The following is a 25,860-nucleotide window of genomic DNA, read 5'->3' on the forward strand; positions in this document are numbered from 1 at the left end:
CCGCCGAGTGCGGCGATGATGCCGCATTGCGCGCGTCTAAGCGGCATCACCCCGACACTCGATGACCCAATGCCACCCCGGAAACAACAAAGCCCGCTCCCGGAGAACCGGGAGCGGGCTTTGCAGGGGCTGAGCAGCTGGGCGGGTGCTAGACGCCGGAGTAGCTGTGCAGGCCGGCGAAGAAGACGTTGACGATCGTGAAGTTGAAGACCACGCACAGGTAGCCGACGATGGACAGCCAGGCGGCACGGGTTCCGGTCCAGCCGCGGGTTGCACGGGCGTGCAGGTAACCGGCGTAGACCACCCAGATGACGAAGGTCCAGACTTCCTTGGTGTCCCAGCCCCAGTACCGGCCCCAGGCCTGTTCGGCCCAGACTGAACCGGCCATCAGGGTGAACGTCCACAGGACGAAGGCCACGGCGTTGATGCGGTAGGCGAAGTTTTCCAGGCTCTGGGCGGACGGAACGATCCGAAGGAAGGACAGCTTGGAGGTTCCGCCGCTGCGGATCTTGGTTTCGCGGTCCGCCTGCAGCAGCTGCAGCACGGACATGGCGAAGGTGAGCGTGAAGAGTGCGGAGGCGATGACGGCTACTGATACGTGAATGATGAGCCAGTAGCTCTGCAGTGCGGGGATCAGGTGCGCCACCGGGGTCGGGAAACCGATGGTGGCCACCATCATCATGATCAGGACCAGGCCCAGCACAAAGGTGCCGAGGAAGCGCAGGTCGCGGCGCAGCAGGACCACGAGGAAGACGACGGCGACAACGAGGGCGCCGGTGGTGCAGAACTCATACATGTTGCCCCACGGCACGCGGTGGGCGGCCATTCCGCGGGAGATCACTGCTGCGGCGTGGATCAGGGCGCCGAGCACCGTCAGGGCCACACCCACACGTGCAGCGTTGCGGCGTGCTCCGACGTAGCCCATGGAGGCATCGGCAGTCTGCGCCACCGCTCCGCCGTCGGCGTTCCAGCCGCGGACGTTGCCGTCCGCCAAGTAGCTGTCATCGCCTGCACGGCTGTCGCTTCCGGCGCGGCCCGAACGGACCGATGCGCCGGCGGCAACGCCTGCGGGCACTCCGGACTTGTGCTGCGTGAGCTTGGACTCGACCGCTTGGATGGTCTTGCTGCTCTTGGCGAGGTCCCATGCGAAGGCGAGGAACGCCACCGTATAGGCAAACGCCGCCAGCAGCATGAACAGCTCACTGTATTCAGCGAGGGTGTAGTCGATGGGCATTACGAGTCCTTACCTGTTTCCTTCTCCGTAACGGCACTGCTGTCCGCCGCTGATGCTCCGGGCACTGCGTCCCGGTCTGTGTGCTGCTGTCCGGACTCCGGAGCAGAGGCTTCCCCTGCGCCATTGTCCTCCACCGTGCTGCCGCCCGCCAACCACTGCTTCTCCAGCAGGCTGCGGACCGCAGCGGCCTCGCCGGCCAGTCGCTGGTCTTCGCCGCGTGCCAGCAGTCCGTATTCGACCATGATGCGCCCGTCAGCGTGCGTGCCGGTGCGGATCCAGACGCGGCGGCGGGCCAGGAACAGTGAGGCCGCCAGCCCTGAGAGGGACAGCACGGCGAAGACGAGAACCCAGATCTTGGCGGGGTCATAGTGGATATCCAACGCGGCGTAACGCTTGATGCCGTCAAAGGTGATCGAGCCCTTGCCCTCGGGCAGCTCGTAGGTCTGGTTCTCGCCGAGGACGATGCCGCCGGCGTCCAGGTTGCGGCTGTTGATCTCCGTGAGGTCTTCGGTGTCCAGGACGTAGACGTTGCTGGGCACGCCTTCGTCCAGTCCGAGGTCTCCGTAGTAGGCGTTCAGGTTCAGCTGCGGATTGATCGGATCCGGATCGCCGGAGTAGGACACGCCTTCCTCGTCCAGCATTGCCGTGGGCAGGAAGAAGCCCACAAAACCGAGCTGGTCGGGCTTGGCATCGGGAGCCTTGATCACCATCAGGGAGGTGTACATGCCGTCACTGGGAATGGACACCACCGGGCCCTGCAGCGCAATGTTGCCTTCGCCGTCGCGCACCGTGACGACGGGCGCGTAACCGTTGCCGACGAGGTAGACGCGGCTGCCGCCGATGGTCAGCGGCGAGTTTACCTTGAGCGTTTCCGAATGTTCGGCGGCATCAGGGCTCTCCTTGACCGTCATGGAAGCGGTGAAGTCCAGCGGCTGCCCGTAGTGGGTGGTGGATTCACGGTCAAACGTGGCGTCGAAATCGTCCAGCGTCAGCGAGTAGGGGGCCAGCTGATCCTCGCTGAAGCTGGTGCCGGGGGTGAACGAGTCATAGCCCACCAGGGTGTTGACGAACGATTCCCCCTCCACCACCACCTTCTGGCCGGTGTAACCAAAGAGTCCGCCGACGCCGATCGAGAACAGCACTCCGATCAGGGCGGTGTGGAAGACCAGGTTTCCGACTTCCTTCGCGAAGCCGCGCTCGGCGCCCACGGAGGGACGGTCGGTGTCCAGGTCGCGGACGTCCACCCGGTACCCGCGCTTGCGCAGCATCTGTGCCGCCTCCTGGACGGCGGAAGCGGCGGTCAGCCCGGACGCCGCAGGAACGGCCAGCGTGCCGTATTCCGGCAGGCGGGAGAGGCGTTTGGGGGTGCGCGGCGGCTTGGACCGCATGGCGCGGTAGTGCGCCCGGGCCCGCGGAATGACGCAACCGATCAGGGAAATGAACAACAGGAGGTAGATGGCCGAGAACCAGACGGAGGAGTACACGTCAAAGAGCTGCAGCCGGTCCAGCCAGGGGCCGGTGTCCGGGTTGTCCTTAAGGTACTGGGTCACGACGGCGGGGTTGGCCGGCCGCTGCGGGAACAGTGATCCCGGCACGGCAGCCACGGCAAGCAGCAGGAGCAGGAACAGTGCGGTCCGCATGCTCGTAAGCTGCGTCCATGCCCACCGGATCATGCCCAGCGGGCCGAGGGCCGGCATCTGGACGTCACCGTTGCGGCCCTTGCGGCCCTTCTTCCCGGGCACGCCGGAGGTACTCGCGCCGTTTTTCTCGGCTTCGGTCAAAACATCCGGTTCGCGGTTCAACTTGCTCTCATGGTTCTTTGAAGGGGTTCGTGCGGGATACAGGGTTCAGCCGGCTCCCGGTTGGATAGCCGGGAACCGCCGGTGCATCAGATTGGCAGGGTCACACTATCCAACCAACCTTGGAGATTGTTGATCCAGATGTTCCAGACACCCGTGAGCATCAGGACGCCCAGGACAATCAGCATGCCGCCGCCAAAGCGCTGCAGTGCCAGACGGTGACGGCGGAAGATGCCCAGGGCACCCATCCCCCGGCGGAATCCCAGGGCTATCAGCAGGAACGGAAGGCCCAGGCCGAGGCAGTAAATGAAGGTCAGGAACGCGCCCTTGGCGGCGGTGGCGTCATCCCCGGAAAAGGACAGGAGCTGCACGGCGGAGAGGGTGGGTCCAAGGCAGGGCGCCCATCCCAGTCCAAAGGTAATGCCCAGCAGGGGTGCGCCCCAGAGTCCGGCCGGCGGACGGGCGCTGATTTTCCGGTCCCGCTGGAACCAGCTCAGGCCGCCCATGAAGACGATGCCCAGGATGATGATGGCTGCACCCAGAACCTGGGGAATCCAGGCCTGGTCAGAGCCGCGGAGCCATCCGCCCAGCTGGCCGACGCCGGCTCCGATAATGACGAAGACCACGGAGAAACCGAGGACAAAAAGGCCGATTCCGGCCAGCATCCGTCCGCGGCGCTGTTTTTGCAGGTCCACTCCGGTCAGGCCGGTGACGTAGCCCAGATAGCCCGGGACGAGCGGCAATACGCACGGGGAGAGGAAGGAAACGAGGCCCGCCAGGGCAGCCACGGGGATGGCCAGCAGCATGGAGCCGTTGAGGATGGTTTCGGCAAAGACGTTGGCTGAGGGAACAGCGGCAGGCAGGGCGGTGGCGAGGTGGAGGGGGACCATGCCGGCTAGGCTGCCAGTGCGTCAGTGATAAGTGCCTTCAGGGTGCCCTTGTCCGCCAATCCCAGGATGCGGGCGGCGACGCGGCCCTCACGGTCCAGGACCAGCGTGGTGGGAACGGCCGACGGCGGGACAAACTGCGTCATGGCCAGCAGGATTCCGCCGTCCTTGTCCTGGAAGCTGGGGTAGGGAATCCCGAATGAGCGCTCAAAAGCCTCGGCCGTATTGGCTTCGTCGCGGATGTTGACGCCGTAGAAGCGGGCACCTTCGGGCTCAAACTGGTCGTGCAGTTCCACCAGGTCCGGAGCTTCCTTGCGGCACGGTGCACAGGCGGCGTACCAGAAGTTCAAAACCACCACGTCGCCTTCAAACTCGGACGAAGAGACGGTGGTGCCGTCAAACAGGGTGCCCTCGAGCTGTACCGGTTCACCGCGCTGATCAGCGGCGTACTCGGTGACGGATCCGTCACCGGCAATGTAGTTCTTGTTGTCGCCTGCTTTAGCCTGTGCTGCCAGCGGATCCTCCACCGCGCAGCCTGCTGATGCCGCCACCAGGGATGCACTGAGAGCCAAGCCGGCGCCGAGCTTCAGGAAGGATCGGCGGCGCAAGGCTTCCGGCTGGGAGGTGCTTTGAGGATTCTTCAACTATTTCCAGCTTTCATCGTGGCAGGGGGCCACTTCTACAACGCGTAGTAATTCTATTATGCTCCCGGGATATTCGCGGCACCCGGCAGAAGGTCCGCAGAAGGCTCCGCATAACGCACGCCGATCAGCGTATCGCCGTCAAAGTCCAGGGTGGTGACCGAAGTCAGCGTGCACTCGCGGTTGCGGGGATCATGCCAGAGCTTCCGGCCCTCCGCGGACAGCCGCGTCACCCAGATGGGCAGCTGATGGCTGACGAGAATGGCTTCGGCGCGGTTCCCGCCCAGCTCGGTGGCGCGTATGCGTGCGTCGTTCACGGCTGCCATCACCCGTTCTGCCTGCGCCGCATAGGGTTCGCCCCAGGACGGCTTGAACGGGTTGTACATCAGCGGCCAGTAACGCGGGTTGCGCAGCCGGCTGGTGACACCCGAGAGCCCCTCGAACTTGTTCGTGGCCTCCAGGATCCGTTCATCGGTGGTGACTTCGAGGCCCAGGGAGGCGGCGATGGGAGCAGCGGTCTCCTGCGCCCGGGTCAGAGGCGAGGCCACGAGGTGGACCAGGTTGGCGCCGTCGTTCTTCTGGGCTTCAAAGTAACCGGCCACGCGGCGGGCCATTTGCTGGCCCAGCTCGGACAGGTGGAACTCCGGCAGGCGTCCGTAGAGGACTCCGTCGGGGTTGAAGACTTCTCCATGGCGGACGAGGTGGATCGAGGCACGCGACATGTCCTAAGTTTCGCAGAGAGCGGGCGCAGGATTAAATCTGCCAGATACTTGAAGCTTGAACTTTTATGTGCGAGAGTAAATGCAAATGCATGAACATGCAGCGGGCAGCGTCCCGAAACCCACCAGCATCAGGAGCACACCATGATCCCCAGCGGACTCACCACCGGCACTTGGACCCTCGACGGCTCGCACAGCGAGATCGGTTTCACTGTCCGCCACGCCGGCATCAGCAAGGTGCGCGGCAGCTTTGACGACGTAACCGCTGTGATGGAAATCGGTCCGTCCCTGGAAGAATCGGCCATCAACGCCGTCATCCAGTCCGCCTCCTTCAACTCCAACGACGCCAACCGCGACGGCCACGTCAAGGGAGCGGACTTCTTCGACGTCGAGCAGTTCCCCCAGCTGACCTTCACCGTGACCGGCATCGAAGGTTCCGGTGAAACCTACCGGGTGGCCGGCGATCTCACGATCAAGGGCAACACCCGCCCGGTGGTCCTGGACACCGAATTCAACGGCGTGGCCGTGGACCCCTTCGGCGCTACCCGCGCCGGCTTCTCCGGTTCCACCGTCATCAGCCGCAAGGACTTCGGCCTGACCTGGAATGCCGCCCTGGAAACCGGCGGCGTCCTCGTCGGCGACAAGGTGACCATCAGCGTTGACGCCGCATTTGTGGCCGCAGCCTAGTTCCACCGCCGCCTCAACCTCCGCACAACTGACACTCTGCCCACACCGGGCGGGGTGTCAGTTGTTTTTGCCCCGCGATAGGCTGGAGCAATCCGATTGCGGTTCCCTGATCGGCACCCCGTAGGGAGCAGTACCTGCACCAACAAGCAAGTAGGCGGCAATGAGCACTCCTCCGAATAACCCGGACCCCCGTGACCCGAACAACCCGCAGCAGCCCGATGCCGACGAACCACGGTACGGACAGCGGCTGCCGCAGCCGCCCCGGTACGGGCAGCCCGACCAGCCGTACACACCGTACGGGCAGCCCGGTTCCGCCCCTGAGGGCAGCCAGCCCACGTCCCCCTACGGACAGCCGTACGGCCAGCCCTACGGCCAGCAGCCGCAGAGCCCCTACGGCTATCAGACCGCCCAGCCCTCCGGCTACGCCTACCCGGGACCGGGCAACCCGGCTCCCGCCAAAGGGCCGGCACCCCGTGAAGTGATGACCGGGTTCTGGCTGATCGTGGCCGCAGGAATCCTCACGTTCATCTCCACCCTCGTCTCCACGTTTTCCGCAGCGGATGACCCGTTGGCCGCGCTCACGCCGGAAGAACGGCAGATGTTCGAGGACAACGGCGTCACGGATGAGCTGTTCCGCACTACGTTTGTCACGGCCGGCATTATCCTTTCCGTGATTGCGCTGCTGATCTACGTCCTTCTGGCTGTGCTCATCCGCAAGGGCAAAAACTGGGCACGTATTGTCGCCACCGTCTTTGCCGCGATTTCCGCCCTCGGCCTGCTGGCTTCGCTGGTGACGGGACTCGCATTCTCCTCACCCCTGAACCTGCTGTCCACCCTGAGCTCGCTGGCCGGAATTGCCGGAGTGGTGATGCTGTATCTGATGCCCTCGCGGCCGTATTTCCGCAGCCAGCCGCGCTTCGGCCCCTACTACTAAATCCGCCTCCGCGGCACCCACGGACCGGCCCCGCATCCTGGAATCCCCCGGATTCCAGCGGGCCGGTCCTTTTTTCTGCCTTTGCCCTGCCCTTACCGGCCGGCACTGGTCACAGCCGGTGGATACGGGCGTAGCGTTTGATCTCCCGCCGGGATGGACGCCCCGTTCCGGCGCTGAGAGCGTATCCCTTTTGGCAAAGGCGGCACCCGCGATGAGTTCACTTCCCGCTTCCCCGAATCCACAAAAATCCCGTGCATTCCGTCTTGGCCGCCGGGCCCGCAGTGCCCTGGCCGCCGGCTTCCGCACCCCCGCCACTCTTCATGAGGACACCGCGGACGGAGCCCGCACCGCACCCGCTGCTGCTGTCAGTCCGGCGGCTTCGCCGGCGCCCGCGAAGCCGGCACCGGCACCGGCCCCAGCGGCACCGCTGAACGTCGAGGAAAGGTCAGTGCCGTTCGCGGTCCCGGCCTCCGTGGCGATCCCTGCGGCACCTGGTTCCTCCCCTGCCCCTGCCCTGCCCGCACGGATCCCCTACAGCGAGTGGAAGGGTCCGCGGCCGCGGACGGTGCGTCTGGGCTTTGCGCTGATGATGCTGGCAGGCTTCATCAGTCTCGCCGGAGGGGTGGCTGCCAGCCGCCGTCCGCTCACCGAGCTGCCGCCGGACGCCGCGCAGCTGGGGCAGCTGGGGGTCACACCCGCCGACTACTCCGCTGCCATGCAGGCTGTCACCCTTGCCGCCTCTGTGGTGGTCTTTGGACTCTATGTACTCTTCGCGTTCATGATTCGGGAAGGACGGAACTGGGCGCGCATCGGAGCCTCGGTGATTGCCGCCGCGGCACTGGTTCTGGCGCTGCGCGAGGACAACATGCCGCAGACTGCCGCGTTGCTCCTGGCAGCCGCGGGGCTTGTGCCGCTCTACCGGCAGCGGTGTTCCCGGTACTTCCGGCCGCGCCGCAGCCAGTATCTGGGCGAGCCCTGAACCAGGACGGACCGACGACGGCGCCGTAACGACGACCAGGTCTTACGGCGCCATCCGGGCCCGGGCCTGGGCCGCGATGTCCGAAACCTGGGACCGCTGTGCGTGATACGCCAGAATCTGGAGTTCGGTTGCCATATCCACCTTGCGCACCTGGACGTGGTCCGGAACCTGCAGCACCACGGGGGCGAAGCTCAGGATGCTGGTGATACCCGCGGCAATGACCCGGTCACAGAGGTCCTGGGCCACCTCGGCGGGAACCGACAGGACAACCATGTTGGTCCGGGTCCGCACCAGCACGTTGTCCATGTCATCCACGGAACTGACCCGGAGCCAGCCGACTTCCTGCCCGATCACCAGCTGGTCGGCGTCAAACAGGGCCACCACTTCAAAGCCGCGGGAACCAAACCCCGGGTACCCGGCCAGTGCCCTGCCCAGGTTTCCGGCACCGATGATGGCCACCCGCCAGTTGCGGGTCAGGCCCAGGGCTGCGGCAATCTGTTCGCTGAGGTAGGAGACGTCGTATCCGACGCCGCGCGTGCCGTAGGACCCCAGATAGGACAGGTCCTTGCGCAGCTTGGGCGAGTTGACCCCAGCCGCTTCAGCCAGTTCATCCGAGGACACACGCTCGATGCCGTCCGCCAGCAGGGCGCTCAGTGCCCGCAGATAAATTGTCAGGCGGGCGAGCGAGGCAGGCGGGATGCGCCGGTCGGCTACTGCGCTCGCCGGCGGGGCTGGTTCCTCCGAGATGCTCACGTGTACCTATCCATAGTTGGTGTCCACGGCTGGCGGTAACCACGGCGCTGGCCCGTTTTCCCACTCTAAGCCCGCTGCGGGGTGTGGACAAAGCGTCCCGGATCAGGCTCCCAGGAGGCGCCGGATCCTGGACTCGTCAAGCTGCCAGAAGTCGCGCTGCACGCCGTCGATCAAGAGCACGGGAATCTCTTCACCGAAGCGGGAGGTCAGGTCGGTGTCCCCTTCGATGGACTGTTCACGCCAGCCGACGCCCAGGTCAGTGCGGATCCGTTCCAGCACTGCGCGGGCTTCCACGCACAGGTGGCAGCCGGGCCGGGTGAGCAGGAGGAGGTCCGGGGCAGCGGCGGAAGAGGTCATACATCTAAAGTAGCCGCTGCGTCCACCTGGTGCGGACGCCGGGCGACCCATCGGCCACCGGAGCCAGTTTTTGCGTAGACTCGGGGTATGCCCAGAAGCAGCGCAGTACGAGCCGCCGAGCCCCTGACCGCTGCGGTCAAACCCGGCGAGGCTGCGTTCTTCGACGTGGACAACACCCTCATGCGCGGAGCAAGCCTGTTCCACGTGGGGAGGAAAATGTACCAGCGCAGGGTCTTCACCCTCCGCGAAGCATTCGGCTTCGCCCGCAAGCAGGCGCGCTTCATGCTGCAGGGCGAGAATCTGAAGGACGTGCATTCGGTGCGCGACGCCGCGCTGACGCTGGCGACCGGCCTGGCGCAGGCGGACATTCGCATCATGGGCGAAGAAGTCTATGACGAAATGATCGAATCCAAGATCTGGCCGGGCACCCGCGCCCTCACCGAGCAGCATCTGAAGTCCGGCCGTCCAGTCTGGCTGGTCACCGGTACCCCCGTCGAAGTGGCCTCAGTCATTGCAGAGCGGCTGCACCTGACCGGTGCACTGGGAACAGTCAGCGAGATTTACGACGGGCGTTACACCGGGCGGCTGGTAGGCGACTTCCTGCACGGTCCGGCGAAGGCCGAAGGCGTCCGGATCCTGGCCGAGAAGGAAGGCCTTGAGCTGGAGCGCTGCTGGGCCTACAGCGATTCCTACAATGATGTCCCCCTGCTGAGCATGGTTGGTCATCCGGTGGCCATCAATCCCGATGCGCGGCTGCGCCGTCATGCCCGGGACCGCAACTGGCCCATCTACGACTTCAGGTCCGGCCGGCGCGCCGCAACCCTGGGCCTCAAGGGTGCCACGGTGGCCGGCAGCGCCTACGGTTTGTGGCGCGGGTTCTCCTGGGTCCGTTCCCGCTAGCAGTCCGGGCGGACACACCGCGTCGTTAAATAACAAACCCGCCGGCCCGATGGGCGGCGGGTTTGTCCAGGAAAGATCCTGCTTACTTCTTGTTGCGACGCTGGTGGCGGGTCTTGCGAAGCAGCTTACGATGCTTCTTCTTTGCCATACGCTTGCGGCGCTTCTTAATTACTGAACCCACAGAGTCCTCACAAACTTGAAATAGTCAGACGCCGGCTCCAACGCTTCGGTACCGTTGGCACCCGCGCGTCGACACCGGCAGTTGGTTGCCACGATGTAAAACGTTCTTTAACAGGGTACCGCCTCGCCGCGGTATCCAGTGACAGCGCTACGCAGTGTCCGTTCGCCGGTCAATCACGGCGTTTTTCAGCACCTGCTGCACTGCGGATTCCGGTACACGGTAGGACCGCCCGAAGCGCACGGCAGGCAGATCCCCCGAGTGCACCAGACGGTACACGGTCATCTTGGAGACCCGCATGACCTCCGCTACCTCTGAAACGGTCAGAAACCGTACGTCCGAGAAATTCCCCTCGTCTGCCATATGACTTACGTTCCTTTGCTGATGTGCAACAACCGGATGCACTGCAGCGTCATCGGGGAGACGCGTGTGCCTGGCACTGGGATTGTCGTCCGGTCTTCCACTCTAGTGTCTTGGGTCACGGTAGCGGAAGTTCAGATGCCGTCTTCAGGCCCCGTCAGATTGCTTCCGGCCGGCTAGATGATGCCCTGGGCGAGCATGGCGTCGGCCACCCGCACAAAGCCGTTGATGTTTGCACCCACCACGTAATTCCCGGGGGCGCCGTACTCCTCGGCGGTGCCGGCGCAGTTGTCGTGGATGTTGACCATGATTTCCGTCAGGCGCCTTTCGGTGTGCTCAAAGGACCAGGAATCGCGGCTGGCGTTCTGCTGCATTTCCAGGGCCGAAGTGGCCACCCCTCCCGCGTTGGCGGCCTTGCCCGGACCAAAGAGAACCCCGGCCTCCTGGAAGATTTCAATGGCCCCGGGAGTGCAGGGCATATTCGCCCCTTCGGCCACAGCCACCACACCGGAGGCAACCAGCGCGCGGGCATCGGCGTCGTTAAGTTCATTCTGCGTGGCACACGGCAGCGCCACAGTGGCACCGGCGTTCCAAATGGAACCCCCGGAAACATAGGCGGCGGAGCTGCCGCGGCGCTTGGCGTAGTCCGTCATGCGTCCGCGCTCCACCTCTTTGATCTGGCGCAGCAGGGCCACGTCGATACCCTTTTCATCCACGACGTAGCCCTGGGAATCGGAGCAGGCAATGACATTGGCTCCCAGGAACTGGGCTTTCGCGATGGCGTTGATGGCCACGTTGCCGGAGCCGGAGACAATGACGCGCTGCCCGTCCAGGCTCATGTTCCGGGTCTTGAGCATTTCCTCCACGAAAAGCACCACCCCGTAGCCGGTGGCCTCGGGACGGACCAGCGATCCGCCCCAGCTGACGCCCTTGCCGGTCAGCACTCCGGACTCGTAACGGTTGGTGATGCGCTTGTACTGGCCAAAAAGGTAACCGATCTCGCGGCCGCCAACACCGATGTCGCCGGCGGGCACGTCGGTGTATTCACCGATGTGCCGGTAGAGCTCCGTCATGAAGGACTGGCAGAAGCGCATGACCTCAGCATCCGATTTGCCGCGGGGGTCAAAGTCGGAACCGCCCTTGCCGCCGCCGATGGGCATCCCGGTCAGGGCGTTCTTGAAGATCTGTTCGAAGCCGAGGAATTTGACGATGCCCAGATACACGGAGGGGTGGAACCGCAGGCCGCCCTTGAAGGGACCGAGAGCCGAGTTGAACTCCACCCGGAAGCCGCGGTTGATCTGCACCTGTCCCTTGTCATCGACCCAGGGCACCCGGAAGATAATCTGGCGTTCCGGCTCGCAGATGCGCTCCAGAATGGCGGCGTCGCGGAACTCGGGGTGCTTGCGGAGCACCGGCTCCAGACTGTCAAAGACCTCCAGCACCGCCTGATGGAATTCAGTTTCGCCGGGATTCCGGCGAAACACTTCATCGCGCACGCTAACGAGTGATGGCTCCATTTTCAGTTGCTCCTTCGAAGTTTTCCCACCTTCAAAGCTAGCGTTCGCGTGCCCGGCTTGCGATGTGTGACGGGGAAAACCGGTCTAGGAGCGGCGACGCCGGAACTTCGGGAACTGCCCCAGCAGATCGGCTGCCCGTTCCGCTGCCCGCCCAACGGTGCGTCCCAAATTGGGGGCCGATGCCGGATCCGCGCCGGCCGGCACGATCTCGGCGCTGCCCGGTTCCAGTCCGGCAGCCACAACCTCCGCTGCGGAGCGCGGAGTCGACGACGTCGTGGGCCGTGCCGTGAACAGCGGCCGGTTGGTGCGCATTCCCGCGGATGCCGCACCGGTTCCCGGCGCGCCTGCTCCGGCGCTTCCGGCGGCAACGGATGCCAGGCGCTGTCCGGAAGCCGCGCCGGTTTGCAGCGACGGGAGATCAAAAGCCTTCAGCCACAGCACGATCTCCTCCAGCGGAGCCGGCTGCAGCGAATAGTAGCGTTTCTGCCCTTCGGCCCGCATTGTCACCAGCCCGGCTTCACGGAGCACCTTCAGGTGCTTCGACACCGTGGGCTGGCTGACTTCCAGCTCCTCCACGAGGGCGCCTACGGATTTATCCCCGCTGCGCAGCGCGCCAAGCAGTTCCCGGCGGGTGCCTTCCGCAATGACGGCAAAAACATCATCGATGACCATGGGCACCACTTTATCCGTTCCGCGGACAAAGGCTGGCTTCGCCGCTGCCCGTCCCTTAGGGCGAGCCGCTGCGTTCCGCCGCACCAGTCAGTCAAACCAGGGATCAAGTCCGTACAGCGGGAAGATCTCTTTCCGGGTGGCCATCACGGTGCGGTCAATTTCGTCATTGGGGTCATATCCCACTTCCCAGGACCGCCACCACAACTCGACGCCGTCACCCATCAGCGGCGGGGTGTCCTCCCCGTAGCGTTCCTTCACATATGCCCGCCACGGTGCCGGCACCTCGGTGCTGCAGCGGATTTTTCCGTTGGCCGCCACGGACATCAGCAGGGACCAGGAGCGCGGCACCACGGACGCCACGTTGTAACCGCCGCCGCCGGTGGCTATCCACCGGCCGCCGCAGAGGGTGGCGGCGAGATCGGCAATGGACAGTGCAGCCTGCCTTTGGGTTTCCACGCTGAGCCGCAGATTGGTGAGTGGATCATGGAGGTGGCTGTCACAGCCGTGCTGGCTCACGATCACCTCGGGGGCAAAGGCTTCGGCAAGCTGCGGAACCACCGCGTGGAAGGCACGCAGCCATCCGGCGTCGGAAGTCCGGGCCGGCAGGGCCACGTTGACCGCCGTCCCTTCGGCCCCGGGGCCGCCGGTTTCATTGGCGAATCCGGTGCCCGGGAAGAGGGTGAGCCCGGTCTCGTGCAGCGAAATGGTCATGACGCGCGGATCATTCCAGAAGATGCTCTGGGTGCCGTCACCGTGGTGGGCGTCGACGTCGATGTAGAGGACCTTGCTGACGCCGCTGTCCAGCAGCCGCGCGATGGCGGCAGCGGCGTCGTTATAGATGCAAAAACCTGAGGCGCGGTCCGCGGCCGCGTGGTGCATGCCGCCGCCAAAGTTCACCGCATGCACGACCTCCCCGGACAGGACGGCGTCCGCGGCGGCCAGGGAGCCGCCCACCAGCCGTGCACTGGCGTCGTGCATTCCGGCGAACGCGGGATTGTCCTCGGTTCCGAGCCCGAATTTCTCATTGGGCGACGCCGGGTCAGCGCTGACGGCGCGGACTCCGGCAATGTATTCGCTGCCGTGCACCGTGCCCAGTTCCTTGTCGCTGGCGACAAAAGGCTCACCCACGGAAACGCCGGGCAGCTCAAAGATTCCCAGCTCACGCGCCAGCCTGGCGGTGAGGTCCAGGCGCAGCGGACTCATTGGATGGCCGGGACCAAAGTTGTAATCCAGCATGGACTCATGCCAGATGATGCGGGTTGGCATGATCGGTTGGCTCAATCCGCGGGTGATCATGCTGAACAGGCTACGCGATCTGCGCGATACTTGGAGGTTGAAGCTGCGGCCGCAGTGGCGGACCGGCTTCGGTGGGTCCGCGCAGTGGTGTACTACTGTTGAGCACCGCGCCGCAGAACAGCGTCTCTCTTGAACAGCGCCCCTTTGAGCCAAGGAAACAAGCACGATATGGCAACCATCCGGCAGCCCCGGCTGAAGCTGCAGCAGTTTCGACCCGCAAACGTTTTCTCCGCCGTGCGTGATTTTGTGGATTCCCTGGCCGCCGGCTCCCCTGCCCGGCTTGCCCTGATGGTGTTCGCCCTGGTGATTCTGCTGTTCACCGCACTGCTGTCATTGCCCGCGTCCTCCAGCGCCGGCGTCGTGACGCCCCTGCACGATGCCCTCTTCACCGCCGTGTCGGCCGTCTGCGTTACCGGGCTCACCGTGGTTTCCACCGCTACGCACTGGTCCGGTTTTGGCCAGGTCCTGATCCTGATTGCCATCCAGGTGGGCGGGTTGGGCATCCTGACCATGGCATCGCTGCTGGCCCTGGCCGTGAACCGCCGGCTCGGTGTGCGCGGAAAACTGATTGCCCAGGAAGGCATGAACACCGGCCGGCTCGGCGAAGTCGGTTCGCTGCTGCGCATCGTCGTCAGCACCACCGTTGCCATTGAGCTGATCCTGGCCGCGGTCATGGCGCCGCGGTTCATGATCCTGGGTGAATCCGCCGGCCAGGCGATCTGGCATGCAGTGTTCTACTCGGTGTCCGCGTTCAACAATGCCGGCTTCACCCCGCACTCGGACGGGCTGGTCCCCTATGACGAGGACCTGTGGATCCTCGTTCCCCTGATGGTGGGGGTCTTCATCGGAAGTCTTGGCTTTCCTGTCATCATGGTCCTGCTGCAAAGCAAGCTGAACGTGCGCGCGTGGAACCTGCACACCAAGCTCACCCTCCTGGTCACGGGCATCCTGCTCGTGGGCGGCAGCATCCTCTGGGGTGCCTTCGAGTGGTTCAACGAGCGGACCATCGGCGAGATGAACGTGGCGGACCGGATCCTGCATTCGGTGTTTGCGTCCGTCATGACCCGCTCCGGGGGTTTCAGCCTGGTCAACATGTCCGACCAGGATTCCAGCACGCTGCTGATCACCGACATGCTGATGTTTGCCGGCGGCGGCTCGGCCTCCACCGCCGGCGGCATCAAGGTGACCACGCTTGCCGTCATCTTCCTGGCCATCGTCGCGGAAGCCCGCGGTGACTCCGATGTCCGGGCCTTCGGCCGCACCATCGCCTACAGCGCCATGCGCGTCGCCATTTCCGTGGTCATCCTCGGTGCCACGCTGGTGGCTGTCTCCACCGTGGCGCTGCTGGCCATCACCAAGGAGACACTGCAGCCCGTGCTGTTCGAGGTGATTTCCGCGTTTGCCACCTGTGGGCTGAGTATTGGACTTAGCGAAGCGCTGCCGCCGGAAGGCAAGTACCTGCTGTCCGCGCTGATGTTTGCCGGCCGCGTGGGTACCATCACCCTGGCCGCGGCACTGGCGATCCGGCAGCGCAGCACGCTTTACCACTACCCCGAAGAAAGGCCGATCATTGGCTGACAGACCAGCTCACAATGCTCCCGTCCTGGTGATTGGGCTGGGACGCTTTGGCTCCGCCACCGCCGAACAGCTGGTCAAGCAGGGCCGGGAGGTCCTGGCCATTGAGCGTGATCCGGCTCTGGTCCAGAAGGCGTCGGGCATCCTCACCCACGTGGTGCAGGCCGATGCGACCAACATCGACGCGCTCAAGCAGCTCGGTGCCCAGGACTTTTCCTCCGCCGTCGTTGGCGTGGGAACGTCCATTGAATCCAGTGTGCTGATCACCGTAAACCTGGTGGATCTGGGCATCGAGCACCTGTGGGTCAAGGCCATCACGTCCGCCCACGGAAAGATCCTGGCCCGCATCGGCGCCAACCACGTGATTTATCCGGAGGCCGACGCCGGACGCCGGGCTGCACACCTGGTGGGCGGCCGGATGCTGGACTTCATCGAGTTTGACGACGATTTTGCGATCGTGAAGATGTATCCGCCCCGGGAGACCCAGGGCTTCACGCTCGGCGAGTCCAACGTCCGCTCCAAGTACGGCGTGACGGTGGTGGGCGTGAAGTCACCCGGCGAGGACTTCACCTATGCCCGGGCCGACACCAGGGTGTCCTCCCGCGACATGCTCATTGTGTCCGGCCACGTGGACCTGCTGGAGCGGTTCGCCGCCCGCCCGTAGCGCTGAGTACGCAGGCCCGGCGGGATTCCGACGACGGGAAGTTCCCGGCTGCCCGCTGGAATCCTTCGGGCAGATAACGGGCTCTGCGGAAATTCCTCGTACAGATACGGGGCTCAAAACATCGGGATTAGCGGATTTGGCCCCGTTATCTGTACGAAGGATTCCAGCACTGGCCCAATAAGCCCGTTATCTGCACGAAGGATTCCAGCGCAGGCCGAATAGGCCCGTTATCTGCACAAAGGATTCCACGGATCGGAAGCGGAGGCAGGCTATCCCCGCAAAACCCCGGCGACTGGCCCGGAAAACCCGGACCAGTCCGCTGCCCACTCCGCGACGTGCCCGCCGGATCGCTATTTCTTGGCGGAAAGTTCCGCAGTGATTTCAGCTGCGCGCTCGGCTGCGGCACGCGCCCCGCGCGCAATGACGCCGGGCAGGTCCTGGGAGTCGAAGCTCTTGATGGCCGCTTCGGTGGTGCCGTTGGGGCTGGTCACTCCGCGGCGCAGCGCGGTGGCATCCGCGCCGGGCTCGGCGAGCATGTAACCGGCCCCGGCGACGGTGTCACGCGCCAGGACGGCTGAGAGCTCGGGGTCCAGACCGAGTTCCACGCCGGCGCGGGCCATCGCCTCGGCCAGATAGAAGGCGTAAGCGGGACCCGATCCGCTCACCGCGGAGACGGCGTCCACCTGGTCCTCGGGAACCTGAACCACGCGCCCGGTGGCCGAGAGCAGCTCGGCGGCCAGTGACATCGTGGCCTCGGTGGCGCTGTTTCCGGCGGAGATGGAAACCACTCCGCGGCCCACTTTGGAAGGCGTGTTGGGCATGGACCGGATAACCGGCTGTCCCGCGGGGAGACCGGCCTCGAGCATCTCCAGCGACACCGCAGCGGCCACGCTGATCACCACGGCACCGTGCGGCAGGGCCGGGGAAATCTCGTCCAGCAGGTCGGCTACGCCCACGGGCTTGACGCCAATGATGACGACGTCGGCGTCCGCGACGGCGGTGCGGTTGGCCTCGGCGTCGTCGCTGCCCGCCAGTACGGTGATGCCGTGGCGCTCGCGCAGCTCGGCGGCGCGCTCGGGCCGCCGCACCGTGGCGGTGACCTGCGAGGCGGGAAAACCGCCCGCGAGGATGCCGCTGAGGATGGCTTCGTTCATTGAGCCGCAGCCCAAAAAGGTCAGGTGGATTTCTTCGGTCTCCATGTCCCCGATTCTGTCACGGCAGGCGTGCAGCCCTGCTATTCGGAGATCTGGCCCAGGTTCATGCGGGCAAAGTCCAGTGTCTGCTTCAGCTGGTCCTCGCGCTCTCCGGCCCCCTTGGCCTTGCGGGTGCTCACTTCAATGGCCACAACGCCGTTGAATCCGGTTTCGCTCAGGTACTGCAGTGCTTCGGCACAGCGCTGGGTGCCTTCGCCGGGGAGCATGTGCTCGTCCTTGCCGTTGGGTGTTCCGTCGGTGAGGTGCACGTGGTGCAGCCGCGGGCCGAGCTTGAGCAGCTCCTCATAGGAGTCCATTCCGGCGATGGCAGCATGGGAGAAGTCCCAGGTGACGTGTTCGTAGGGTTCCGGAATCGGATTCCAGTGCGGCAGGTAGGCCTTGGCTTCACGGCCGCGGACCCGCCAGGGGTACATGTTCTCCACCGCAATGGTGACGCCGTACTGTTCGGCAATATGCCGCACGCCCTCGGCAAAGTTCTCCGCATAGCCTGACTGCCAGCGGAACGGCGGATGGGCCACCACGGTGCGGGCGCCGACTTCCGCGGCCATAGCTGCGGAGAGTTCGATCTTGGTCCATGCCTTGCCCCACACCTGCTGGGTCAGCAGCAGCGTGGGCGCATGGATGGCCAGGATGGGCTGCTGATACTGCTCGCTCAGCGCGTTCAGGGTCTGCGGGTTCTGGCTGTCGCTGTTCCCGGTGACCATGACCTCCACACCGTCATAACCCAGGTCATGGGCGATGGCGAAGGTGTCATGAACGCTCAGGGGATAAACGGAAGCACTGGAGAGGGCCACCGGGATGGCCGGGGAGGTGCTCTCCTGCTCCGGTGACAGTTGGGATGAAGTGGACATCGTTCAGCTGGACTTTCCGTAGAGGAGGCTGTGCCGGTCATCAAAGCCGGACCGGCTGCCGGCGGCACCGACGGTTTCCAGGCCGTCGAATGGAGCGATGTCAGCTGCGCTTTCAAGCCGGGAAACCCCGGGAATGCCGGTTGCCGCCGGGCTGTCCGGGAGAGGTCCGTCGGTCTCGAACCGGAGGGTGTCGAAGCGCTGCAGGATCAGGCCCTCGCGCAGCGCCCACGGGCAGATGTCCAGCTCGAAGAGGTCAAAGGCCTTCATGGCGGCATGGGCCGTCATCGCCCCGGCCAGCACCTGCGCTGCGCGGATCTGCGAAACCCCGCCCAGGTTGCTGCGGTCATCGATGGTCATGGTTTCCAGCCGCTTCATCCACAGGCGAAGGTCCTCGCGCTGCAGACGACGGCGGACGTAGGGGCCCGCCGCGGACGGCGCGGCTCCGGCGATGCGTGCCAGCGACCGGAAGGTCTTGGAAGTGCCGACGGCGAGGTCCGGGCGGCCCAGCGGCTCAAACTCCGCGGCGGCTTCCTGAACGGAGGAACGGATGTACTTGCGGAGTTTCTTGATGCTCTTGGCCGTGGGCGGATCCTCTGCCAGCCAGTCCCGGGTCAGCCGGCCGGCCCCCAGCGGCAGGGACAGGGCTGTTTCAGGCAGTTCATCGGCACCCTGGGCCATCTCGAAGGACCCGCCGCCAATATCCAGGTCCAGCAGTGTTCCGGCGCCCCACCCGTACCAGCGGCGCACGGCCAGGAATGTCAGGGACGCTTCCTCGGGGCCGCTGAGTTCGCGGAGATGAACGCCGGTCTCGGCCGCCACCCGGGCAAGCACGGCCTCACCGTTGGGTGCTTCACGGATTGCCGAGGTGCAGAAGGACAACAGGTCCTGGGCACGGTGCCGGCGGGCGAATTCCTCGGCTTCGGCCACAAAGTTGATCAGCTCGCGCTGGCCCGCTTCGGTGATGGCGCCGTCGTCGTCCAAATGCGCGATCAGTGACAGCGGGCGCTTGTGGGAGGCAAACGGTACCGGCCGGGCACCCGGATGGGCATCCACCAGCAGGAGGTGGACGGTGTTGGAACCAATGTCGAGCACGCCTAATCGCATGGTTCCATTATCCCGCCCCGGGACGCAGCCACCGTACACGGCAACTGCGTCCCGGCAAGGGGACTTTCACTGCACGAGTCCGTGTGGCCCTACTTCTTGGCCGTTGCGCGCTTGCGGGCCGCGGGCTTGCGGGCTGCCGGCTTCTTGGCCGGACCCTTTTCGCGCTTCTCGGCCAGCAGTTCGATGGCCTGCTCGCGGGTCAGCTCCTCGATGGCCGTGGACCGCGGCACCGTGATGTTGGTGATGCCGTCGGTGATGTACGGACCAAAGCGGCCGTCCTTGACCACAATGGGCTTCTCCGAGACCGGGTCCGTGCCAAACTCGGCCAGCGGAGCCGCAGCCTGCCGGCCGCCGCGCTGCTTGGGCTGGGAATAGATCTCCAGCGCCTGTTCCAGCGTGATGGTGAAGATCTCTTCCTCGGAGCCGATCGACCGCGAGTCCGTGCCCTTCTTCAGGTACGGACCAAAGCGTCCGTTCTGCACGGTGATCTCGTTGCCTTCGGCGTCGGTGCCCAGAACGCGCGGGAGCTTCATCAGCTTCAGTGCTTCCTCCAGCGTGACGGTGTCCACGCTCATGGATTTGAACAGCGATCCGGTGCGCGGCTTCTGCTTCACGGGCTTCTTCGGCGGCTTGGGCTTGCCGTTCTTGTAATACTCCACCGGCTGGTTGGCCAGTTCCTCGGCCGTGACCTCGGGGATCAGCTCAATGACGTACGGACCGTAACGGCCGTTGCGCGCCACGATGGTGCGCCCGGTTTCCGGGTCCTCGCCCAGGACGCGTTCTTCCGGTCCGGCGGTTTCCATCAGCTCGATCGCCTTTTCGGCGGTCAGCTCATCCGGCGCCAGGTCCTCGGGGACGTTGGCGCGCTCCGGCTCCGTGCCTTCCGGCGCGTCCGCGGGCAGCGGGCGTTCCAGGTAGGGTCCGAACTTGCCCACGCGCAGCACGATGCCCGGTGCAATTTCAATCGAGTTGATGGCCTTGGCATCAATCTCGCCGAGGTCGTTCACGATCGTGTGCAGGCCGGTGTCCACGTGGTCACCGTAGTAGAACTGATTCAGCCATTCCACGCGGCCGGCTTCGCCGCGGGCAATGCGGTCCAGGTCCTCTTCCAGCTCGGCGGTGAAGTCATAGTCCACGTAGTCCGTGAAGTGCTCTTCGAGCAGGCGGACCACGGAGAACGCAATCCAGCTGGGCACCAGCGCCTGGCCGCGGTTGGTGACGTAGCCGCGGTCCATGATGGTGGAGATGGTCGCGGCATAGGTGGACGGGCGGCCGATGCCGAGTTCTTCGAGCACCTTCACCAGCGAGGCTTCGGTGTAGCGCGGCGGCGGTGAGGTTTCGTGTCCCACGGCGTTCAGTTCGGCTGCCGTGAGGACGTCGTCGGCCTTCAGGACCGGCAGGCGTGCGCCCTCGGTGCCCTCGGCGTCGTCGTCGCGTGCCGCGTCGCGGCCCTCTTCGTAGGCGGCCATGAAGCCGCGGAAGGTGATGACCGTACCGGAGGCGGAGAACTCGGCGTCCCGGCCGTCGGAGGCCACGGCGCCGAGGCGCACGGACGCGGTGGAGCCCTTGGCGTCGGCCATCTGCGAGGCGACGGTGCGCTTCCAGATCAGTTCGTACAGCTTGAATTCGTCGCCGCGCAGCGAGGACGCCACCTGTGCCGGGGTGCGGAAGGAGTCACCGGCGGGGCGGATGGCCTCGTGGGCTTCCTGGGCGTTCTTGGACTTGCCCTTATATACGCGGCGGGCTTCGGGCACATACTCGGGGCCGTACAGTTCCGAGGCCTGGCGGCGGGCGGCGTTGATTGCCTGGTCCGACAGGGCCGGCGAATCGGTACGCATATAAGTGATGTAGCCGTTCTCATACAGCCGCTGGGCCACCTGCATGGTCACCTTGGAGGAGTAGCGCAGCTTGCGGCCGGCCTCCTGCTGCAGGGTGGAGGTGGTGAACGGGGCGGCCGGACGGCGGGTGTACGGCTTGGTGTCCACGGAGCGGACAGTGAACGACGACGACTCCAGGTTCGCGGCCAGCGAGGTGGCTGCCGCTTCATCCAGGTGGGCCACTGACTTGGCCTTGAGCTGGCCCAGGTCGCTGAAGTCCTTGCCGGTGGCCACGCGGGCACCGTCCACAGAAACCAGCTTGGCCTTGAAGGATTCAGCAGCACCGGTGGCGAAGGTCCCCAGCAGGTCCCAGTAGGACGCGGGACGGAAGGCCATGCGCTCACGTTCGCGCTCCACCACCAGACGGGTGGCAACGGACTGCACGCGGCCGGCGGACAGGCCGCGGGCCACCTTGCGCCAGAGGACGGGGGAAATTTCGTAGCCGTAGAGGCGGTCCAGGATGCGGCGGGTTTCCTGGGCATCCACCATGGCCACGTCCACGTCGCGCATTTCCAGCAGGGCACGCTGGATGGCTTCCTTGGTGATTTCGGGGAAGGTCAGGCGGTGCACCGGAACCTTGGGCTTGAGCACCTGGAGCAGGTGCCAGGCAATGGCTTCACCTTCACGGTCACCGTCAGTTGCGAGGTAAAGTTCGTCGGCGTCCTTCAGTGCTGCCTTGAGCTCGGCAACCTTCTTCTTCTTGTCCGCGGACACCACGTAGTACGGCTCAAAGTCGTTGTCCAGATCCACCGCGAACTTGCCCACGGCTGTCTTCTTCAACTCGGCCGGCAGGTCAGAGGGCTGCGGCAGGTCCCGGATATGGCCCATCGAAGCCGTCACCTCAAAGCCCTCCCCCAAATAGCCGGCAATGGTCTTGCCTTTGGCGGGAGACTCGACAATGACTAACTTCTTCTTGCCGGTCTTCTTGTCCGTGGCCTTAACTGGCACTGTTCTCCTACGTAACGAAGGTGGTTCTCAAAGTATGGGGTTGTGGTGTCCGGGCTCTGCTGCCTGGCCCGGTTCATCCTCAGACAGTATGCGGGATGCCCCAGCACTAGGGTAACCGCATTGAATGGGAGTTGCTGACGAGCCGTCCAAATTCCCGGAGGCCCGCCGGGAGGCACTAGTCGGCTGCCGGCAGCAGGAATCCGTCCAGCACCAGGTTGCGGACCTCGGCTTCCAGACCGGCGGCGAAGTCCGGATCGGAGCGGCCCAAAAGTGCCGCCAGTGCTCCGATAATCTGTCCCGCGGACAGTTCGCCGTCGCTGGCGGAGACAAACCCGGTCAGCTCGGTGCTCATCAGGTTGGTGCGCCGCAGCCCGGCACCCTGGCGCAGCAGGATGACACCGGGATGCTCCGCTCCGGGACGGGCGTGGCGTTCCTCCGTGACGTCGTCGGCCACTTCCAGATGCTCCTCCGCCAGCGAGGGATGCGCGGCCAGCCAGTCAAAGCGCTCGACGGCAGCCCCCAGGTGCGGTCCCACAGGCTGTTCCAGCGGGTGGGTGATTTCTTCAAAACGGCGCAGCGGAGCAGCTTCGGGGGCGGGACGCCGGCGCAGGAACAGGGAGCCGAAGCCGATGGCCGAGACGTTCCGTGAGGCGAAATCCTCCAGATAGGCGGCGTAGGACGCAAGGTATTCGTCGCGGTCCCGGTTTTCGGCGGCGTCCCGCAGCCACATCTCCGCGTACTCTGCCGGTTCCAGGACCTCGCGCTGAATGACCCAGGCGTCCGTCTCCGGCGGCAGCCAGGACTCGATCCGGCGGGACCAGCGGAAGGAGTCCGCAGTGTCGGTTTCCTGCGGCTCAGTGTCGGCAAGATCACGTGCCGGAATCTCCCAGTTGCCGAGCATCTGCGCCGTTCCGCCCGGAACCAGCACGTCCTGAAGCGTCCCGACGAGCGTGGACACAATCGCATCGCCGGCCAGGCCGCCGTCGCGGTACGTGAAGCGGTCCTGCGGGCTGTCGGATGAGCTGCGCGGAGTAATAACAAAGGGAGGGTTGGACACCATCAGGTCGAACTGCTCACCGGCCACCGGTTCCAGCAGGCTGCCCAGGCGGAGCGACACACGGTCCTGAAGATTCCGCGGATCCAGGTCCAGCGACTCGGCATTGAGCACGAGGTTGAAGCGGGTGAAGGCGAGCGCCCGTTCGGAAATATCAGTTGCGGTCACATGCCGGGCATGGCGCAGGAGGTGGAAGGCCTGGATGCCGCAGCCGGTCCCCAGGTCCAGTGCCCGTTCCACCGGGCGGCGGACGGTCAGCTGCGCCAGGCTCAGGGAAGCCTGGCCGATCCCCAGTACATGGTCATGGCGAAGCACCCCCGGACGCTGATGTGCGCCGAGGTCACTGGCCACCCAGAGGTTGGTGCCGGCAGCTCCTGCGGTTTCGGAGCCGGTGGCGGCGTCGTCGTCATCCGCAGCGGCGGCGTCGTCAATTTCATACGGGCGAAGGTCAACCGCAGCGCGGACGTCTCCTCCGGGCACCGTCTCCACCAGTCCCAGTTCCTGCAGCCCTCCGGTCCCGGTCCGCGGCAGCGCTGCGTCCAGCTCAGCGGCCGCAACGGTTTCCCCGGCAAGCCAGAGCCGGATCAGTACGGATACCGGGTCCGGATGTTCCGCTGCAGCCTCTGCCCGGCAGCGCAGAATGGCCGGCACCAGCTGATCCCGGCCCAGGGCGGCGGCAGCGGACTCCCCCAGGAAGTCCGCCACGCCGTCCACCGTGTAGCGGGCCGCCGCCAGATCCGAGGCAAGGCTCCGGATCAGCGGCAGGTTGGAACTCTGGGGTGCATCCGGTACTCCGGCGAAATCAGTCACTCCCCCAGTTTATGGCCGCGCCGCACCCGCCGCCGGTTCGGGCTCCCGTGCCGGCTCACGGGCAGGATCCCCGATTGCGGCGGGCCGGGCTGCCGCATGCCGCGCGGCCAGGTAACCGAAGACCGCCGCCGGGGCGATGGTGGCACCGGCGCCGGGATAGGTCCGCCCCATGACCGAGGCCGTGGTGTTCCCGGCCGCGTAGAGGCCTTCCATCACGGAGCCGTCTTCGCGGAGCACCCGGGCATCCGGATCCGTCACCAGTCCGCCCTTGGTGCCCAGATCCCCCGGATAGAGGCGGACGGCGGTGAACGGCCCCTTCTCCAGGGCGCCCAGGTTGGGGTTGGGCTTTACCCCGGGGTCACCGTAGTAGTTGTCATACGCGGTGTTGCCCCGCCCGAAGTCCTCATCCACGCCGGTGCGGGCAAATCTGTTGAACCGCTGCACGGTGGCCATCAGGCTTGCCGCCGGAACACCCATTTTGTCCGCCAGCTCTTCCACCGTGTCCGCCTGCACCAACAGCCCTTCGGCAGCCCACTTCTTCTTTCCGACCATGATGGCGGAGAACAGGTAGCGCCGCCGGTGCCGGGCCTCCATCACCAGCCAGGACGGGTTGGCCGTCACCGTCTTGTTGCGTTCGAGCATGTGGTGCCCAAAGTCGACATAGGACTCGGACTCATTCAGGTACCGTTCGCCGGAGGCATCCACCACCAGGGAGTGCGGCATGGAGCGCTCGGCCAGCGAGAACGCGACGCCTCCGCCCGGAGCCACCGTGGACGGACCCCACCAAGCATCATCCATGAGCGCCAGGGCTCCGCCGCGCCGGGCCACCAGGTCAATGACATCACCCCGGTCGCCCTCCGGCGCAGAGGAGTACTCCTGCTCCAGCCCGTGGTACTTTTTGCGCCATTCGGCGTTGCGCGCGAATCCGCCGGCGCCCAGCACCACGCCCTTCCGGGCCCGGATGCGCACGCTGCGCCCGCGGCGGGTGACGACGGCGCCCACCACGGCGCCGTCGTCGTCCTGGATCAGGTCCGTCAGCGGCGAGGACAGCCACACCGGGGTCTGCTGCTGGCGCACAATGTGCATCAAGGAGCAGGACAGGGCGCCGCCCAGCCCGTACAAGCGCTTGCCGCGGGCCAGCCCGCCCAGGGTGCGGAACACGAAGCGCGCACCGCGGATGAATCCGCTGGGAGTGGACCACGCACGGGAGAGCTCCCATACATCGTCGGTCATCAGCGGCACCGGGATCCCCGATTTGGCGGCGCGGGACTGCTTGAACCAGGCGCCGAGCACTTTGATGTCAAACGGCTTCACCTCCAATGACCGGCCGATCATGCCGCCGGGCTTGTCCGGGTAATAGTCCGGATAGTCCTTGGACCGCATCCACTGCACGCCCAGTGAGGAAAGCATGGTCACGACGTCGGGGACGGCATTGAGGAACGCCAGCTTGCGCTCGCGGGAGGAGACCGGGCCGACGTCGTCGATCACCGTCTCCATATAGGTCAGCGCTTTTTCGGTGCTGTCCGGCACGCCGGCCTTGGCCATCAGGGGATTATTCGGCATCCACAGCCCGCCGCCGGAAATCGAGGTGGTGCCGCCCCAGACGTCGGTGCTTTCCACCACCAGCACGTCCAGCTCCTCCTCGGCCGCGGCAACGGCGGCCGTGAGCGCTGCGGCTCCGGTGCCCACCACCAGGACGTCGACAATCCGGTCCCAGTCCCGGCGTCTGCCGGAACCGGTGTTTTGGATCGGCGTTGGATTCTCTCCGCTGCCGGAAAGATCAGTGTTTCCGGAGTACTCCTGCGTCATGGTCTGCTCCCCTGTATGGGTCCGTTGTGCCGGACGGCGTT

Annotated in this window: 24 protein-coding genes; 6 read left to right on the forward strand and 18 right to left on the reverse strand. The window is 65.4% G+C overall.

Translation table 11 applies throughout. From position 1 onward, the window contains the following. Positions 1–148: 148 nt before the first annotated feature. The 5 genes from ccsB to AC4D2Q_RS03070 all read right to left on the reverse strand — a co-directional run bounded on the left by ccsB (position 149) and on the right by AC4D2Q_RS03070 (position 5,283). On the reverse strand, positions 149–1,234 hold the full coding sequence (ccsB, locus tag AC4D2Q_RS03050; protein WP_490926281.1) for a c-type cytochrome biogenesis protein CcsB: 1,086 nt from the start codon (positions 1,232–1,234) through the stop codon (positions 149–151). After that, positions 1,234–2,931 carry a cytochrome c biogenesis protein ResB gene (gene resB, locus AC4D2Q_RS03055; RefSeq protein WP_490926813.1) on the reverse strand — a complete coding sequence of 566 codons (1,698 nt, stop codon included), beginning with the start codon at positions 2,929–2,931 and terminating at the stop codon, positions 1,234–1,236. Before resB ends, ccsB begins: the two co-directional genes overlap by 1 nt. Before the next feature lie 191 nt (positions 2,932–3,122). Beyond that, positions 3,123–3,923, reverse strand: a complete 801-nt coding sequence (locus AC4D2Q_RS03060; RefSeq protein WP_490926280.1) for a cytochrome c biogenesis CcdA family protein — start codon at positions 3,921–3,923, stop codon at positions 3,123–3,125. Between the two features lie 5 nt (positions 3,924–3,928). Next, the gene (locus AC4D2Q_RS03065; protein WP_490944864.1) at positions 3,929–4,564 is read right to left on the reverse strand and encodes a TlpA family protein disulfide reductase; all 636 of its coding nucleotides are present in this window, start codon (positions 4,562–4,564) and stop codon (positions 3,929–3,931) included. A gap of 56 nt (positions 4,565–4,620) precedes the next feature. Continuing rightward, entirely contained in the window at positions 4,621–5,283 is a 663-nt protein-coding gene (locus tag AC4D2Q_RS03070) for a histidine phosphatase family protein (protein WP_490926278.1), read from the reverse strand. Between the two features lie 141 nt (positions 5,284–5,424). Here AC4D2Q_RS03070 and AC4D2Q_RS03075 point away from each other — a divergent pair, with 141 nt between their 5' ends. The 3 genes from AC4D2Q_RS03075 to AC4D2Q_RS03085 all read left to right on the forward strand — a co-directional run bounded on the left by AC4D2Q_RS03075 (position 5,425) and on the right by AC4D2Q_RS03085 (position 7,880). Then, positions 5,425–5,967, forward strand: a complete 543-nt coding sequence (locus AC4D2Q_RS03075) for a YceI family protein (RefSeq protein WP_490926277.1) — start codon at positions 5,425–5,427, stop codon at positions 5,965–5,967. 160 nt (positions 5,968–6,127) lie between these two features. Continuing rightward, a complete protein-coding gene (locus AC4D2Q_RS03080; RefSeq protein ID WP_490944865.1) occupies positions 6,128–6,901 on the forward strand; it encodes a hypothetical protein in 774 nt (257 codons plus the stop codon). 211 nt (positions 6,902–7,112) lie between these two features. Next, positions 7,113–7,880, forward strand: coding sequence for a hypothetical protein (locus AC4D2Q_RS03085; RefSeq protein WP_490944866.1), 768 nt, complete (start codon positions 7,113–7,115; stop codon positions 7,878–7,880). 42 nt (positions 7,881–7,922) lie between these two features. Here AC4D2Q_RS03085 and AC4D2Q_RS03090 read toward each other — a convergent pair whose 3' ends face one another. Together AC4D2Q_RS03090 and AC4D2Q_RS03095 are read right to left on the reverse strand one after the other, a co-directional pair. Next, complete coding sequence (locus AC4D2Q_RS03090; RefSeq protein ID WP_490944868.1) at positions 7,923–8,633, reverse strand: redox-sensing transcriptional repressor Rex; 711 nt, start codon at positions 8,631–8,633, stop codon at positions 7,923–7,925. Positions 8,634–8,735: 102 nt separating this feature from the next. Further along, positions 8,736–8,990 (reverse strand): glutaredoxin family protein, encoded by a 255-nt coding sequence (locus AC4D2Q_RS03095; protein ID WP_490944869.1) that lies wholly within the window; start codon positions 8,988–8,990, stop codon positions 8,736–8,738. An 87-nt stretch (positions 8,991–9,077) separates the two neighbouring features. Here AC4D2Q_RS03095 and AC4D2Q_RS03100 point away from each other — a divergent pair, with 87 nt between their 5' ends. After that, the gene (locus tag AC4D2Q_RS03100) at positions 9,078–9,890 is read left to right on the forward strand and encodes an HAD family hydrolase (protein ID WP_490944870.1); all 813 of its coding nucleotides are present in this window, start codon (positions 9,078–9,080) and stop codon (positions 9,888–9,890) included. Between the two features lie 82 nt (positions 9,891–9,972). On the opposite strand, the gene AC4D2Q_RS03105 is transcribed toward AC4D2Q_RS03100, so the two are convergent. The 5 genes from AC4D2Q_RS03105 to AC4D2Q_RS03125 all read right to left on the reverse strand — a co-directional run bounded on the left by AC4D2Q_RS03105 (position 9,973) and on the right by AC4D2Q_RS03125 (position 13,913). Then, entirely contained in the window at positions 9,973–10,071 is a 99-nt protein-coding gene (locus AC4D2Q_RS03105) for a 30S ribosomal protein bS22 (protein WP_003792170.1), read from the reverse strand. Between the two features lie 147 nt (positions 10,072–10,218). After that, positions 10,219–10,431 (reverse strand): helix-turn-helix domain-containing protein, encoded by a 213-nt coding sequence (locus tag AC4D2Q_RS03110; protein WP_490926271.1) that lies wholly within the window; start codon positions 10,429–10,431, stop codon positions 10,219–10,221. Between the two features lie 173 nt (positions 10,432–10,604). Continuing rightward, positions 10,605–11,945 (reverse strand): NADP-specific glutamate dehydrogenase, encoded by a 1,341-nt coding sequence (gene gdhA, locus AC4D2Q_RS03115; RefSeq protein ID WP_490944871.1) that lies wholly within the window; start codon positions 11,943–11,945, stop codon positions 10,605–10,607. Between the two features lie 84 nt (positions 11,946–12,029). Beyond that, complete coding sequence (locus tag AC4D2Q_RS03120; protein ID WP_490944872.1) at positions 12,030–12,617, reverse strand: ArsR/SmtB family transcription factor; 588 nt, start codon at positions 12,615–12,617, stop codon at positions 12,030–12,032. Between the two features lie 87 nt (positions 12,618–12,704). Beyond that, the gene (locus AC4D2Q_RS03125) at positions 12,705–13,913 is read right to left on the reverse strand and encodes an acetoin utilization protein AcuC (RefSeq protein WP_490944874.1); all 1,209 of its coding nucleotides are present in this window, start codon (positions 13,911–13,913) and stop codon (positions 12,705–12,707) included. A gap of 168 nt (positions 13,914–14,081) precedes the next feature. On the opposite strand from AC4D2Q_RS03125, the gene AC4D2Q_RS03130 reads away from it, so the two are divergent. Together AC4D2Q_RS03130 and AC4D2Q_RS03135 are read left to right on the forward strand one after the other, a co-directional pair. After that, complete coding sequence (locus AC4D2Q_RS03130; RefSeq protein ID WP_490944876.1) at positions 14,082–15,491, forward strand: TrkH family potassium uptake protein; 1,410 nt, start codon at positions 14,082–14,084, stop codon at positions 15,489–15,491. Continuing rightward, positions 15,484–16,152, forward strand: a complete 669-nt coding sequence (locus tag AC4D2Q_RS03135) for a potassium channel family protein (protein ID WP_490926266.1) — start codon at positions 15,484–15,486, stop codon at positions 16,150–16,152. The genes AC4D2Q_RS03130 and AC4D2Q_RS03135 overlap by 8 nt, the downstream gene beginning before the upstream one ends. Positions 16,153–16,502: 350 nt before the next feature. On the opposite strand, the gene proC is transcribed toward AC4D2Q_RS03135, so the two are convergent. From proC to AC4D2Q_RS03165, 6 genes are all read right to left on the reverse strand, one after another. Continuing rightward, positions 16,503–17,351 (reverse strand): pyrroline-5-carboxylate reductase, encoded by an 849-nt coding sequence (gene proC, locus AC4D2Q_RS03140; protein WP_490944878.1) that lies wholly within the window; start codon positions 17,349–17,351, stop codon positions 16,503–16,505. 35 nt (positions 17,352–17,386) lie between these two features. Beyond that, positions 17,387–18,217, reverse strand: coding sequence for a sugar phosphate isomerase/epimerase family protein (locus AC4D2Q_RS03145; RefSeq protein ID WP_490944879.1), 831 nt, complete (start codon positions 18,215–18,217; stop codon positions 17,387–17,389). Between the two features lie 3 nt (positions 18,218–18,220). After that, positions 18,221–19,321: a Ppx/GppA family phosphatase gene (locus AC4D2Q_RS03150; protein ID WP_490944881.1), complete on the reverse strand. Its 1,101-nt coding sequence runs from the start codon at positions 19,319–19,321 to the stop codon at positions 18,221–18,223. Positions 19,322–19,410: 89 nt separating this feature from the next. Further along, a complete protein-coding gene (gene topA, locus AC4D2Q_RS03155; protein WP_490944883.1) occupies positions 19,411–22,146 on the reverse strand; it encodes a type I DNA topoisomerase in 2,736 nt (911 codons plus the stop codon). 175 nt (positions 22,147–22,321) lie between these two features. Next, complete coding sequence (locus tag AC4D2Q_RS03160; RefSeq protein WP_490944885.1) at positions 22,322–24,010, reverse strand: DUF7059 domain-containing protein; 1,689 nt, start codon at positions 24,008–24,010, stop codon at positions 22,322–22,324. A 9-nt stretch (positions 24,011–24,019) separates the two neighbouring features. Then, positions 24,020–25,819, reverse strand: coding sequence for an FAD-binding protein (locus tag AC4D2Q_RS03165; protein WP_490944887.1), 1,800 nt, complete (start codon positions 25,817–25,819; stop codon positions 24,020–24,022). Between the last annotated feature and the right edge of the window lie 41 nt (positions 25,820–25,860).

Source organism: Arthrobacter sp. TJ-178 (genome assembly GCF_058269275.1).